Source organism: Streptomyces sp. NPDC104371, from assembly GCF_055583785.1.
This window is the reverse complement of the sequence record NZ_JBVJNF010000001.1, coordinates 672,969-684,863: the sequence shown is the minus strand read 5'-3', so window position 1 is coordinate 684,863 and position 11,895 is coordinate 672,969. Positions and strand designations below refer to the sequence as shown.

At 70.6% G+C, this 11,895-nt stretch carries 13 protein-coding genes; 10 read left to right on the top strand and 3 right to left on the bottom strand.

Translation table 11 applies throughout. The annotated features are described in order from the left end of the window. Positions 1 to 100: 100 nt before the first annotated feature. On the bottom strand, positions 101 to 757 hold the full coding sequence (locus ACZ60T_RS03185; protein ID WP_469663945.1) for a TetR/AcrR family transcriptional regulator: 657 nt from the start codon (positions 755 to 757) through the stop codon (positions 101 to 103). 257 nt (positions 758 to 1,014) lie between these two features. On the opposite strand from ACZ60T_RS03185, the gene ACZ60T_RS03180 reads away from it, so the two are divergent. From ACZ60T_RS03180 to ACZ60T_RS03150, 7 genes are all read left to right on the top strand, one after another. Next, the gene (locus ACZ60T_RS03180; RefSeq protein ID WP_469664747.1) at positions 1,015 to 1,950 is read left to right on the top strand and encodes an alpha/beta hydrolase; all 936 of its coding nucleotides are present in this window, start codon (positions 1,015 to 1,017) and stop codon (positions 1,948 to 1,950) included. Next, entirely contained in the window at positions 1,950 to 2,405 is a 456-nt protein-coding gene (locus ACZ60T_RS03175; RefSeq protein ID WP_469663943.1) for a hypothetical protein, read from the top strand. Before ACZ60T_RS03180 ends, ACZ60T_RS03175 begins: the two co-directional genes overlap by 1 nt. Before the next feature lie 58 nt (positions 2,406 to 2,463). Further along, on the top strand, positions 2,464 to 3,465 hold the full coding sequence (locus tag ACZ60T_RS03170) for a FecCD family ABC transporter permease (protein ID WP_365630116.1): 1,002 nt from the start codon (positions 2,464 to 2,466) through the stop codon (positions 3,463 to 3,465). A gap of 77 nt (positions 3,466 to 3,542) precedes the next feature. Beyond that, on the top strand, positions 3,543 to 4,610 hold the full coding sequence (locus ACZ60T_RS03165; protein WP_469664745.1) for a FecCD family ABC transporter permease: 1,068 nt from the start codon (positions 3,543 to 3,545) through the stop codon (positions 4,608 to 4,610). After that, positions 4,607 to 5,443, top strand: a complete 837-nt coding sequence (locus ACZ60T_RS03160) for an ABC transporter ATP-binding protein (protein WP_469663941.1) — start codon at positions 4,607 to 4,609, stop codon at positions 5,441 to 5,443. Before ACZ60T_RS03165 ends, ACZ60T_RS03160 begins: the two co-directional genes overlap by 4 nt. A 166-nt stretch (positions 5,444 to 5,609) precedes the next feature. Further along, positions 5,610 to 6,665, top strand: a complete 1,056-nt coding sequence (locus tag ACZ60T_RS03155; protein ID WP_469663939.1) for an ABC transporter substrate-binding protein — start codon at positions 5,610 to 5,612, stop codon at positions 6,663 to 6,665. A gap of 106 nt (positions 6,666 to 6,771) precedes the next feature. After that, on the top strand, positions 6,772 to 7,575 hold the full coding sequence (locus ACZ60T_RS03150; protein ID WP_469663937.1) for an SAM-dependent methyltransferase: 804 nt from the start codon (positions 6,772 to 6,774) through the stop codon (positions 7,573 to 7,575). Between the two features lie 76 nt (positions 7,576 to 7,651). On the opposite strand, the gene ACZ60T_RS03145 is transcribed toward ACZ60T_RS03150, so the two are convergent. Beyond that, positions 7,652 to 8,005, bottom strand: coding sequence for a hypothetical protein (locus ACZ60T_RS03145; protein WP_469663935.1), 354 nt, complete (start codon positions 8,003 to 8,005; stop codon positions 7,652 to 7,654). A 228-nt stretch (positions 8,006 to 8,233) separates the two neighbouring features. Here ACZ60T_RS03145 and ACZ60T_RS03140 point away from each other — a divergent pair, with 228 nt between their 5' ends. The 3 genes from ACZ60T_RS03140 to ACZ60T_RS03130 all read left to right on the top strand — a co-directional run bounded on the left by ACZ60T_RS03140 (position 8,234) and on the right by ACZ60T_RS03130 (position 10,476). Beyond that, positions 8,234 to 9,445 carry a globin domain-containing protein gene (locus ACZ60T_RS03140; RefSeq protein ID WP_469663933.1) on the top strand — a complete coding sequence of 404 codons (1,212 nt, stop codon included), beginning with the start codon at positions 8,234 to 8,236 and terminating at the stop codon, positions 9,443 to 9,445. Positions 9,446 to 9,724: 279 nt separating this feature from the next. Next, complete coding sequence (locus ACZ60T_RS03135; RefSeq protein ID WP_252422850.1) at positions 9,725 to 10,069, top strand: hypothetical protein; 345 nt, start codon at positions 9,725 to 9,727, stop codon at positions 10,067 to 10,069. 188 nt (positions 10,070 to 10,257) lie between these two features. Continuing rightward, a complete protein-coding gene (locus tag ACZ60T_RS03130; RefSeq protein WP_365630138.1) occupies positions 10,258 to 10,476 on the top strand; it encodes a hypothetical protein in 219 nt (72 codons plus the stop codon). 49 nt (positions 10,477 to 10,525) lie between these two features. Here ACZ60T_RS03130 and ACZ60T_RS03125 read toward each other — a convergent pair whose 3' ends face one another. Next, positions 10,526 to 11,854 (bottom strand): protoporphyrinogen/coproporphyrinogen oxidase, encoded by a 1,329-nt coding sequence (locus ACZ60T_RS03125; protein WP_469663931.1) that lies wholly within the window; start codon positions 11,852 to 11,854, stop codon positions 10,526 to 10,528. Between the last annotated feature and the right edge of the window lie 41 nt (positions 11,855 to 11,895).

Below are 11,895 nucleotides of genomic sequence, written 5' to 3'. Positions count from 1 at the left end.
AGTCGGTGTGGCCGGTGATGTGACGTCATGGTCACCTGGTGAGCGCGGGATCGAGTGTGCGATCACGGGGGACTCGGGTCAACCCCGCGCATTCCTGTGCTCAGCGGCTCGCCTGGTGACCGGCTCGGGCCTGGATGCCGTCCAGCACCATGTCGAGCATCCGGTTGAACTCGGTCGCGGAGCCGAAGTCGGTCATCAGAGGTGCGAGGGCGGACATCGTCGGGTGTGTCTCGGTGTCGAACTCGGGGACGGGGCCGGGTCCGTCGGGGCCTTCGCCCGTGCGTGCCAGCAGATGTCCGTTGAGGAAGCCGAACAGCACCATGGGGGCGTCCGCGACCACTTGGTCGGGCAGCCCGGCCGCACGCATCGCGGTGAGCAGGCGTTCCAGGGCGGTGAGGGCCACCGGTGAGGTCTGGGCGCGGGTGGCCAGGAGCGGGAACACCCGGGGGTGGCGGTAGGCCATGTCCCGGTAGAGGTGCGCCGTGTGGCGGGCGATCTCCTGCCAGTCGTCGCCGTTGTGCGCCGCGTCGTCGGTGCCCGGCGGCATCTCGGCGAGCACGGCCTCGGAGACCGCGTCCAGCAGCGCCGCCTTGCCCTTGATGTGGTGGTAGATCGACATCGGGTCGACGCCGAGTTCGTCCGCGAGCCGCCGGACTCCGAAGCGCTCCAGGCCGTCGCGGTCGACGAGCGCGACGGCGGTGGCGGCGATGCGCTCGCGGTCGAGCCCCGCCGAGGTGCCCCGTGTGCGTCTGGCCACACCCAACTCCCTCTGTCTCTCCCCCTGTTTGCACAACCTACACCGTAGAAAGTACCTTGCTGAGCGAAACCTACGGCGTAGATTTCAGTGCGCCGGTGTGTTGGGGTGCCGGTGTGCCGACCGACCCGTCGGCACCGGAACGGATCATCTGAACTCCAGGAGGAGACATGAGCGAGAAGGCCATCGGAACGGACCGCCCCTCGGCCGTCGACGGGTTACGGCGGCAGGCCACGGGTGGTGCGCCGGACTGGTCGGCGATGACGGCCGACGAACTGGCCGCGTTCCGCGACGCGGAGAACCGAAGGCGCGCGTCTCCCGACATGCGTGCCATCACCGGGCACCCGGACCCGGGCGCCGCGATCGACTGGCAGGAGGTGGCATTGCCCGGCCGTGACCTCCCGGTCCGGGTGTACCGGCCGACAGGGCACGACAGCGACGGTGACGGCGCGGGCCGGGGCGAGCTGCCCCTCGTACTCCACGTGCACGGAGGCGGGTTCGTCGGTACGGCGGTGCAGTGCGACTGGGTCACCAGCCACCTCGCCGCCCGACTCCCCGCACTCGTCGTCTCGGTCGAGCACCGCCTCATCGCCCCGGACAGTCCACTTGCGGCGGCCGTCGACGACGGTTGGGACGTGCTCCGGCACGTGAGGGAGAACGCCGCGTCCTGGGGTATCGACCCGGCGCGCATCGCCGTCTTCGGCGAGAGCTGCGGCGCGTTGATCAGCGCCCTGACGGCGATCCGGGCGCGGGAGGCCGGGCTACGGCTGCGAGCGCAGGTGCTGGTCAACCCCGCGGTCGACGTGACCGGGACGATGCTCGACCACGCCTCGGTCGCCGAGCACGCCGACAGTCCGACGCTCACCGTGCCCCAACTCCGCCTGCTGCGACGGCTGGCCGTCCCGCCGGGCACCGACCCTCGCGCACTGTCACCGCTGTACGCCGACAACCTGGGCGGGTTGCCCCCGGCGCTCGTGGTGGTGCCGACCCGCGACCCGCTGGCCGACCACGGCCGCCGCTACGCCGAACGTCTGCGAGCGGCCGGGACGCCCGCGCGACTGACCGAACACCCCGAAGCGGGGCACGCGTTCCTCAGCATGCCGGGCGTGGTGCGGCAGGCCGAGGCCGCGCGTGCGGAGATCTTCGAGTTCCTCCGGGACTCTCTCGCCGCGTCGCACGGAAGGGAGGCGCTCTGATGACGAAGACACCGCGTGAGCGATGGGCAACCGGAGCGATGTGCACGGGACTCGGTCTCACCGTCCTCGCGACGATCGCCCCGTACGTCGACCGTTCCGCAACCCACCTGATGGCCCGTCACATTCGCGCCGCCTACCCCACGTACACCCCCACACGCGTCGACTCCGCCGTCACCACCTACCTGGTTCTGTCCTCCGTCATCGGAGCGCTCGGTGTGCTCACCTGGCTCGGGACGATATGGGCGGTCAGGGCGGACATGCGGTGGGCCCGCCCCGCCGCGACCGTGGCGTTCGTGCTCGGCGCGGGCGTCGGGCTGGCCGGGCTGCTCACCAAGGACACCTCCGGCGAGACCGGTCTGCCGCCGACGCTGGGCTGGGTCGGGATGGCGCCCTGTCTGGCAGGGCTGTTGGTGGTCGTACTGCTGTGGAGGCGACCGCCGCCCCGCCGGGGGTGACGTCCGGGCACCGCGTAGGCTTAGGCAAGCCTTAGCTAAGCGATGCCGGGAAGGGTTCATGTCAGGAGTCGTAAGACGCCGCTTCGGGTGGCTGGTCGCCGCCCTGCTCCTCCTGCTGCTGGCGGTCCTGCTCAGCCTCGCGGTGGGCAGCCGGGCGATCGCGCCCTCCGCGGTGTGGGACGCCCTGCTGCACGGCGGGAACAGCGCCGACGCGCAGGTCGTACGGTCGTTGCGGGTGCCGCGGACGGTCATCGGGGTGATGGTCGGCGCCGCGCTCGCCGTCGCCGGAACGGTCTTGCAGGGGATCACCCGGAACCCCATCGCGGAGCCCGGCATCCTGGGCATCAGCCAGGGGGCGTCGATGGGCGTCGTCTGCGCCATCGCCTTCCTCGGCGTGCACAGCCTGAACGGCTATGTCTGGTACGCCTTCCTGGGCGCGGGCGTCGCGGCGGTCCTGATCTACGCCGTCGCCAGCAGCGGACGAGGCGGGGCCTCGCCGGTCAAACTGGCGCTGGCGGGCGCCGCGATGAACGCGTTCCTCGCCTCGCTGATCTCGGCCGTCCTCACCACCGACGCACGCGCCCTGGACGAGTTCCGGTTCTGGGACGTCGGTTCGATCAGCGGCCGGGACGCCGCGATCGCCGGTCAGGTCTGGCCGTTCCTCCTCGCCGGTCTGCTGCTGGTCCTCGCCATGGCCCGCGGCCTCGACGCGCTCGCGCTCGGCGACGACATCGCCCGAGGGCTCGGCCGCAACGTCGCCCTGCTGCGCGCGACCGGCGCCCTGGGCGCGACCGTCCTGACCGGTGCCGCCGTCGCCGCCGCCGGTCCCATCGCCTTCATCGGTCTCGCCGTACCGCACATGGCCCGCGCCCTCGTCGGGCCGGGCCACCGCTGGCTGCTGCCCGTGGCCGCGCTGCTCGGGCCCGTGATGCTGCTGCTCGCCGATGTGCTCGGCCGCGTCGTCGTACGGCCCGCTGAGGTGCCCGTGGCCGTGATGACCGCGCTGGCCGGCGTGCCGTTCCTGGTCGTACTGGTCCGACGGAAGACGGTGGCGGCGTGACACGCGGCGGAGCGGTCGACGACACCAGAGACGTCGACGACACCAGAGACGTCGAGGGCATCAGAGACGTCGAGGGCATCAAGGGTGGGCGTCCGGGCGGCCGACCCGCCGGGCATGCCGTCCTACGAGCCGGGCAGGGCAGCTTCCTCGTGCACCGCAGAGCCCTGGTGGTGGGTGCCGTCCTCACCGTGCTGCTCGCCGGTGCCGTGGTGACGTCGCTGTGCGTCGGTGAGTCCTTCGTCGCGCCGAGCGAGGTGGTCCGCGTCCTCCTCGGCATGCCCAGCCCCGATCAACTCGTCGTCGGCACACTGCGGTTGCCGCGCCTCGTGACCGGACTGCTGGTGGGCGCCGCCTTCGGTATGTCCGGCGCGCTGATCCAGACCATGGCCCGCAACCCGCTCGCCAGCCCGGACGTCATCGGTGTCACGCACGGCGCGGGCGCGGCGACGGTCGCCGCGATGACGTTCGGCCTCACCTCGTACACCGCTCTGCCCTACGTGTCCGTGGCGGGCGGACTGCTCGCCGCGCTGCTCGTCTATCTCTTCGCCTGGCGGGGCGGGTTGACCGCCTCCCGCTTCGTCCTGATCGGCATCGGCATCTCGGTCGCGCTCGGTTCAGTGACCCGGCTGCTGGTGACCAAGGGCGACTATCTGGTCGCCCAGCAGGCCAAGACCTGGCTCACCGGATCGCTCAACGGCCGCGGTTACGACCAGGCGGCGCCGCTCGCCACGGTCCTGCTCCTGGCGGTGCCGTTCCTGCTGTGGGCGGCGCGTGCGCAGCGTGGCTCGGCGTTCGACGACGACACGGCCACCGCCCTCGGTATCCGGCTCGGCCGGGTCCGGGTCGGGCTCAGTGTCCTCGGTGTCGTCCTGGCGTCCGTCGCGACCGGGGCGGCGGGGCCCGTCGACTTCGTGGCCCTGCTCGCCCCGCAGATCGCCCGTCGGCTCACCCGTACCCCGCACATCCCGCTGGTGTGCTCGGCGTTGACGGGCGCGCTGATCGTGGTCGTCGCGGATCTGCTGGCCCGCAGGCTTCTCTCGCCGCTGGAGCTTCCGGTCGGCGTGTTCACCGCCCTGGTGGGCGCCCCCTATCTGATGTGGCTGATCGTCCGCACCCGTAGCAGCCGTTCCGGAGGAAACGCGTGACCGGCAACCCTTCCACCGCCCCGGGACCTTCCCGTCTCACCGCACGGGATCTCACCCTCGCCTACGAGGACCGTACGGTCGTCGAGGAGCTGGACCTCGACATCCCGGACGGCAAGGTCACCGTCATCGTGGGCCCCAACGCCTGTGGCAAGTCCACCCTGTTGCGCGCCCTCGGCCGACTGCTGAAGCCGCGGCGCGGGGCCGTCCTGCTGGACGGAACCGAACTGTCCCGCCTGCCCACCAGGCGGATCGCCCAGGTGATCGGGCTGCTGCCGCAGACGCCGGTGCCACCGGAGGGCATCACGGTCGGGGATCTGATCGCGCGCGGGCGCCAGCCGCACCAGAAGTGGTGGCAGCAGTGGTCGGAGGCGGACGAGGCATCCGTCTCGGCGGCGATGGAACGCACCGGGACCGCCGAACTCGCCGAGCGTCCGGTGGACGAACTGTCCGGCGGGCAGCGCCAACGGGTCTGGATCGCCATGGCACTTGCCCAGGACACCGATCTGCTGCTGCTCGACGAACCGACGACGTACCTCGACATCGCGCACCAGGTGGAGGTCCTGGACCTGGTGCGCCAACTCAACCGGGAACGCGGCCGGACGGTCGTGGCGGTCCTGCACGATCTGAACCAGGCCGCGCGCTACGCGGACCATCTGATCGCCATGCGGGCGGGGCGGATCGTCGCACAGGGACCGCCCGTTGACGTCGTCACCGCCGAACTGGTCGAGGAGGTGTTCGGCCTCGCGTCGGTCGTGGTGCCGGACCCGGTGACGGGTGGCCCCATGGTCGTTCCGCAACGACCCGGTGGAGCAAGCCGATTCGTCGACGTGTGACCGGAAGCACACATTCCAGGAGCATCAGGGGCACGGATACCCCATAAGGTAAGCCTTACCTAAATGTCTAAGTGTCGCGAGCCGCTCGCGCGTTGCTCTCGATGCTGCCGTGCCCCCCGTGTCCCACCGTGTCCCCCTCGATCCCCTCACGACAGGAGCCCTCCCCATGTCTGTCGGACGCCGCGGTACCGCCGCCGCAGCCCTCACCCTCGCCGCCGCGCTCGCCCTGACGGCCTGTGGTGGTGCCGGCACCTCGGAGGAGGGCGCGGGCGGCAAGTCCTCGGCGGAGACAGGCGCGGGCGGCAAGAAGTCCGTCGCCCAGGGCGGGAAGGAGTTCGCGGACGCGGCGAAGAAGACCGCGGCGATGGGCACCGACGCGGCACCGGGCGAGTGGCCCCGCACCGTCACCCACGCCATGGGTAAGACCGAGTTGAAGGCCCAGCCCAAGCGCGTGGTGGTCCTCGACGTCGGTGAACTCGACAACGTCGTGTCCCTGGGCATCAAGCCGGTCGGCCTCGCGCCCACCGAGGGATCCCCCGAACTCCCCTCGTACCTGAAGAAGGGCGCGGGCACTCCGAAGAACGTCGGCACGATCAACAACCTCAACCTGGAGGCGATCGCCGCGCTCAAGCCCGACCTCATCCTCGGCAGCCAGCTCCGCGCCGCCGACAAGTACGACGAGCTGTCGCAGATCGCGCCGACCGTCTTCTCTCTCCGTCCCGGGTTCACCTGGAAGGAGAACTACCTGCTCAACGCCGCCGCGCTCGACAAGACCGCGCAGGCGAAGCAGAAGCTCACGGCCTACGAGGGCAAGGCCAAGGAGCTGGGCGAGAAGCTCGGCGCGGACAAGCCGACCGTCTCGATGGTCCGTTACCTGCCCGACGGCGTCATCCGCCTGTACGCCAACGCCTCGTTCATCGGCACGATCCTGAAGGACACCGGGATCCCCCGGCCGAAGAACCAGGACATCGACGACCTCGCCGCCGAGATCAGCGCCGAGAACATCGACAAGGCCGACGCCGACTACATCTTCACGGGTGTCTACGGCGACCCGAAGGCCACCGACCGGTCCAAGGCGCAGAACAACCCGCTCTGGAAGAACCTCGGCGCCGTGAAGGCGGGACACGCCTACAACGTCCCCGACGAGACCTGGTACCTCGGCCTCGGCGTGACGGCCGCCGACGAAGTGCTCGCGGACCTGGAGAAGCACCTCACCAAGTAGGCCGCGACGCTGAAGACTTGAGCGACGAGAGCCCCTCGGGCGTCAACAGCGAACGAATGTACGGGAGTTGAGCGCTCCCACAGTCGTTCTGTGTCATCCTTCGATCATGAGTGACCGAGACGATCAGGACAGCAGGTTGCAGACCGACCGGCCCCACTCGGCGCGGGTGTGGGACTACCTTCTCGGTGGGAAGAACCACTACCCGGTGGACAGTGAGGCCGGTGAGCTGATTCTCCAGAACTTCCCCGAGTTCGCGGCCATCGCCCGTCTGCAACGGGGCTTCCTGGTGCGGTCGGTGCGGTTCCTGACGCGGGAGGCGGGGATCCGGCAGTTCCTCGACATCGGTACCGGGCTGCCCACGGCCAACAACACCCACGAGGTCGCCCAGTCCATCGCGCCCGGGAGCAAGATCGTCTACGTCGACAACGACCCCATCGTGCTGGCCCATGCCGATGCCTTGCTGCGCAGCGCGCCGGAGGGGGAGTGCGCCTATCTCGACGCCGATGTGCGCGATCCGCAGAAGATCCTCGCCCAGGCGGCTCATACGCTCGACTTCGACCAGCCCATCGGGCTCATGCTGCTCAACATCATGGGTCAGGTCTCGGACGCGGAGCGGCCGGAACGTATCGTGGCCGAGCTGGTCGACGCTCTGCCGCGCGGCAGCTACGTGGCGTTGAGCGACGGCACGGCTACCAATGACCAGCTCAAGGTGGCCGTCGAGGCGTACAACGCGGAGTCGGTCAACACGTACCACCTGCGCTCGCCCGAGCACATCGGGAGGTTCTTGCAGGGGCTGCGTCTGGTCGAGCCGGGCCTGGTCAGGTCCGCCGACTGGCGCCCGGACCCCGGCGCGGCGGAGGCCACTCGGGAACAAGGGAACGCCGTCGGAGCGGTGGGTCTCAAGGAGTAGAGGCCGCGGAGGTGTGGTGTCCTGTGTCCGCCGTCCATGGCATGACACAGGACATGGGCCGGGTCGGGCCGTCAGGTCAGGCAGGGTCTTCGTCCGCTTCCGCCGCCGCTGCCATGAGCGCGGTCTCGTACAGGTCGACGACCTGCTCCACGGTGCGGTCGGTGTACTTCGCGAGGTCGGAGACCGCCGCGACGGCCCAGTTCGCCAACGACAGGGCGAAGGCCAGCAGTTCGTCGTCGCCACGAGCGCGTTTGACCCCCAGCAGGTAGGCCAGGTTCAGGTAGGGCACCAGGTCGGGCTGCGCGACCTGCTCCGCGCTCTTCCGCACCATCTCGATCGTGGTCCGCGTCGCCTCACCGCGCAGCGGCAGCAACCGCTCCCGCTCGGCCTGGACTTCGGCGATCAGCCACGTGCGCTCGTGCTTGTCCACGCTGTACCTCCCGGACGGTGTCCCCACCCAATGTCGCCGATAGGGCTTCGACTTACCGCCGGTTTGGTCGAACTACGCACGTTGTAGGGCTATTTGTTGGCCTTCTCCGCGCCTCCCGCTCGATCGGCTACGGAGGCGGCGGTAGACGGAGGTGGCGGACACCCCTCGTGACGCGGACCGCATATCAAGGGACAGTGGGGGACACCTACGGCCTCTGGAGGTAGCACCGTGCTCTCGCAGAAGTCCCGTCCCGTCGTCATCGCGACCCTTCCGGTCGTCGCCGACCACATCGCCGAGATCGCCCAGCGCTTCTACCGGCACATGTTCGCCGAGCAACCAGAGCTTCTCGACGGCGTGTTCAACCGCGGCAACCAGACGCAGGGCCACCAACAGCAGGCGCTGGCAGGCTCGGTGGCCGCCTTCGCGAGCGCCTTGGTGGAGACACCGGAGCGGCTGCCCGAGCATCTGCTCCGTCGCGTCGCGCACAAGCACGCGTCCCTCGGCATCCGCCCGGACCAGTACCGGATCGTCCACGACCACCTGATGTGGGCGATCGTCGACGTCCTGGGCGACGCGGTCACCCCGGACGTCGCGGCGGCCTGGGACGAGGTCTACTGGCTCATGGCCGACACCCTCATCAACCAGGAGCGAGGCCTGTACAGCGCGCGCGGGGTCCGGGCGGACACGGTGTGGCGGGACTGGCGCGTGGTGCGGAAGACCAAGGAAGCCGAGGACGCGGTCACCTTCGTGGTCAGGCGGACCGACGACCGCCTGGTGAAGACATCATTGCCGGGCCAGTACGTCACCGTACGGATACGCATGCCCGACGGGACTCTCCAGCCGCGCCAGTACAGCCTGACCCGGGCCGACGACGGAGAGCACCGCCAGTTCACGGTCAAGCGGGTGCGCGGGGAGGACGGCGATCCGGACGGTGAGATGTCGGTGGTGCTGCACGACACGGTGAGCGTGGGCGATGTCCTGTCCCTGTCGGTGCCGTACGGCGACGTGGTGCTGGACGACTCGGGGCGCCCGGTGGTGCTCGTGAGCGCGGGGATCGGCGTCGCTCCCATGGCGGGGATGCTCTCGCACCTGGCGGCGGCCGAGTCGGGGCTGCCGGTCACCCTGCTCCACGCCGACCTGGACGAAGCGTCCTTCCCGCTGCGCCGCCAGGTCGTCAACGACGTCCTGGCGCTGAAGAACGCGCGTATGTACCTCTGGTACGAGCGGGGCGCGCACAGTCAGGAACCCGTGGACGGCGTGTTCGAGGGCTTGATGGACCCCACCGCCGTCGACCTGGCCGAGGACGCCCTGTACTACCTGTGCGGTCCGCTGCCGTTCATGCGGGACGTACGGAGCCTGCTGATCGCCCGCGGGGTGGCCCCGCGTGACATCCGGTACGAGGTCTTCGGCCCCGATCTGTGGCAGGCCGACCGCGATTGAGACGGCTCGACCAGGGCGGCGCGGCCGACGTCCAGCGCCGATTCCGCCGTACCACCGCCCAGTACCCCAGAGCACGCGCCGGGGAGCGCGGCCCGCGGAGAAGCTGCCGCTTCACCGACCGGAGTGGTTTGGCCGTTCCCGGCGAGTGACGGCCTCGGGGTGACCATGGCCTGTCGTGAGGAGCCTTGGTGCACTCGTACCGCACTCGTCCGCCTGCCCGGCACCCCCAGGCAGGCGGATGAGTCCAGGCACCTCGGCAACCCACATCTGGAGGACTGGATGACGACACGCAGAGGCTGGACGGCGGCAGGCCGATGGGCCGCGGCCACGGCGGCGGCACTGGCACTGGTCGGAGCGGCATCGGCGACCGCCACCGCCGACCCGGCACACGAGCACGAGCCCACCTACCGGTGCGTGCTGTTGGAGACCCATGAACTGCCCTTCGCGGTGGGCCGGTTCTGCGAGGCCCACCACGGGGCGCCGCATGAGGGGCCCATCTTCGGCCACTTCCGCATCGAGAGCCCCCGAGGAGCCGTGCGCTGCGAGGTCTTCCGCCCGTTCTCCGGCTTCGCGCAACTCCCGGAGCGGGTCGAGGGACGGTTCTGTCACCACATCGTGAGGTGACCGGCCCACGGTGACCGGTTGACCGGTTGACCGATTGACCGGCTGACGGCGACCGGCTGATACGGAGCGGTGAGCGGAGTGCCCAGGGCGGCAGCCCGGGGGCGTCCTCCGCTCGCCGTTCCGTACGCGTCTCCACTGACAGCCCTCTCCTGCGTGCGGTGCGGCGTTCCGGGCGGGAGGCTGGAGCCATGGCTGAGCGTCGTGTGATCGTGGACCGGCCCGAAGAGGGCGGCGGTCGGCGTGTCCAGGTGGATGGCGAGTCGCTGGGTGTGGCGTACAGCCTGCACGATCTGTCGGTGTTCCTGGAACGCGCGGGCCTCGAGGGGCTGGACGAGTTGGACGTGGCCATGTCGCCGCTGATCGAGTGGCACGGTGGCGGGCCCGAGGTGTGGCCGGCGACGGACTGACGCCACGCCACGACCGGTCGCCCCGCACCGGTGGCCCCGCACCGACGGCTCACATGTCGACGGCGAGCACGCGCCGCGCCGCGATCCGTGCCGAGCGGACGGCCGCCTCGCTGTTGGGCCGCAGCATCACCCAGTCACCGGCGTAGTCCACCCGGCGCCGGGGCCGCTCCATGAAGGCCGACCGCAGGCGCAGCGCGGCCGGAGTCGCCTCCGGCAGCCCGTTCGGCCAGCGCACCACGAACTGCGTATGCGTCGCCCCGGTCAGGCCCGGCAGATACCGCTCGGCACGTGCGCGGACCATGGACGCGATCTCGTCGTCGGAGCGCGCCATCAGCTCCGGTGACGCGTACGGCGAGACGAACAGGCTGACCAGTCCCCGGCCGGGCGGGACCCGGTCGGGTGCCTTGAGATGGTCGAGGATGGCCCCGGCGAGCAGCGGGTCGGCCGCGGCCGGGACGGCCAGGGCGTACGACGGGTGCCGGGTCGGGCTCGGCAGCGGGCGGTCCAGCAGACACAGCACCTTCAGCATCGGACTGTAGGTACTCGCCGCGAGGTAGGGACGCTCGTCGTCCGGCGGATCGGCGTGGAGCGTGAGCGCCACGGGCGCGGGCACGGCCAGTACGGCGCACCGCGCGGTCACCGTCGCGCCGCCTGTGAGGTCGACGCGTACCGTACGCGGTCCCGGCTTGACCGCGACGGCCGCGGTGCCGGTGACGACGTCCAACTGGTCCGCCAACGCGCTGGCCAGCGCGTCCATACCGTCCTGGTAGGCGCACCAGCGGGCCGCCGCACCGCCCACGGCGAGCAGCAGCGCGGCCATCGGGCCGATCGCCGAACGCTCCGGTCGCCAGCCGAAGAAGCCACCGGCCATCGGCTGCAACAGACAGTCGTACAGGTCGCGATGGTAGTGCCGGGCGAACTCTTCGACGGTCGCGTGACCGAGGGGAGTGGCCTCGGGACGGTCCTGGTCGAAGCGGTCGCGGTGCCGCATCAGCGTGCCGGTGAACCGCAGCCAGTCGAGCCGCCCGCGCCATGACATCCCGGCCCCGGTCAACAGTCCCGCCGGGTGACCGAGGTTGGTGTGGGCGCGGCCGTCGCGCCAGAGCGCGATCCGGCCGCCGACCGGCATCACGGCGTCGTCGCCCAGACCGACCGCCCGCACCAGCCGCCAGGTGTCCTCGTAGCCCCGGACCGCGAGGTGCTCCGCGCCCTGGTCCAGTACATAGCCCTCGTGGCGACGGGTGACCATCCGCCCGCCCACCTTGTCGAGTGCCTCGAACACCCGCACGGACCGGCCGGCTCGGGCCAGATGGAAGGCGGTGGCCAGGCCGGAGATCCCGGCCCCCACCACGGCGATGTCGACATCGGTCTCGGTCATGAGCGGTTCATCCCTCGTGAAGGTGTCGATACGGAGGTGCC

What these genes read in the sequence shown, in the direction of transcription:
- ACZ60T_RS03135 (WP_252422850.1), top strand. Translation starts at nt 9,725, where the DNA reads ATGACGACACGCAGAGGCTGGACGGCGGCAGGCCGATGGGCCGCGGCC.
- ACZ60T_RS03150 (WP_469663937.1), top strand. Translation starts at nt 6,772, where the DNA reads ATGAGTGACCGAGACGATCAGGACAGCAGGTTGCAGACCGACCGGCCC.
- ACZ60T_RS03175 (WP_469663943.1), top strand. Translation starts at nt 1,950, where the DNA reads ATGACGAAGACACCGCGTGAGCGATGGGCAACCGGAGCGATGTGCACG.
- ACZ60T_RS03130 (WP_365630138.1), top strand. Translation starts at nt 10,258, where the DNA reads ATGGCTGAGCGTCGTGTGATCGTGGACCGGCCCGAAGAGGGCGGCGGT.
- ACZ60T_RS03155 (WP_469663939.1), top strand. Translation starts at nt 5,610, where the DNA reads ATGTCTGTCGGACGCCGCGGTACCGCCGCCGCAGCCCTCACCCTCGCC.
- ACZ60T_RS03180 (WP_469664747.1), top strand. Translation starts at nt 1,015, where the DNA reads ATGACGGCCGACGAACTGGCCGCGTTCCGCGACGCGGAGAACCGAAGG.
- ACZ60T_RS03170 (WP_365630116.1), top strand. Translation starts at nt 2,464, where the DNA reads ATGTCAGGAGTCGTAAGACGCCGCTTCGGGTGGCTGGTCGCCGCCCTG.
- ACZ60T_RS03125 (WP_469663931.1), bottom strand. Translation starts at nt 11,854, where the DNA reads ATGACCGAGACCGATGTCGACATCGCCGTGGTGGGGGCCGGGATCTCC.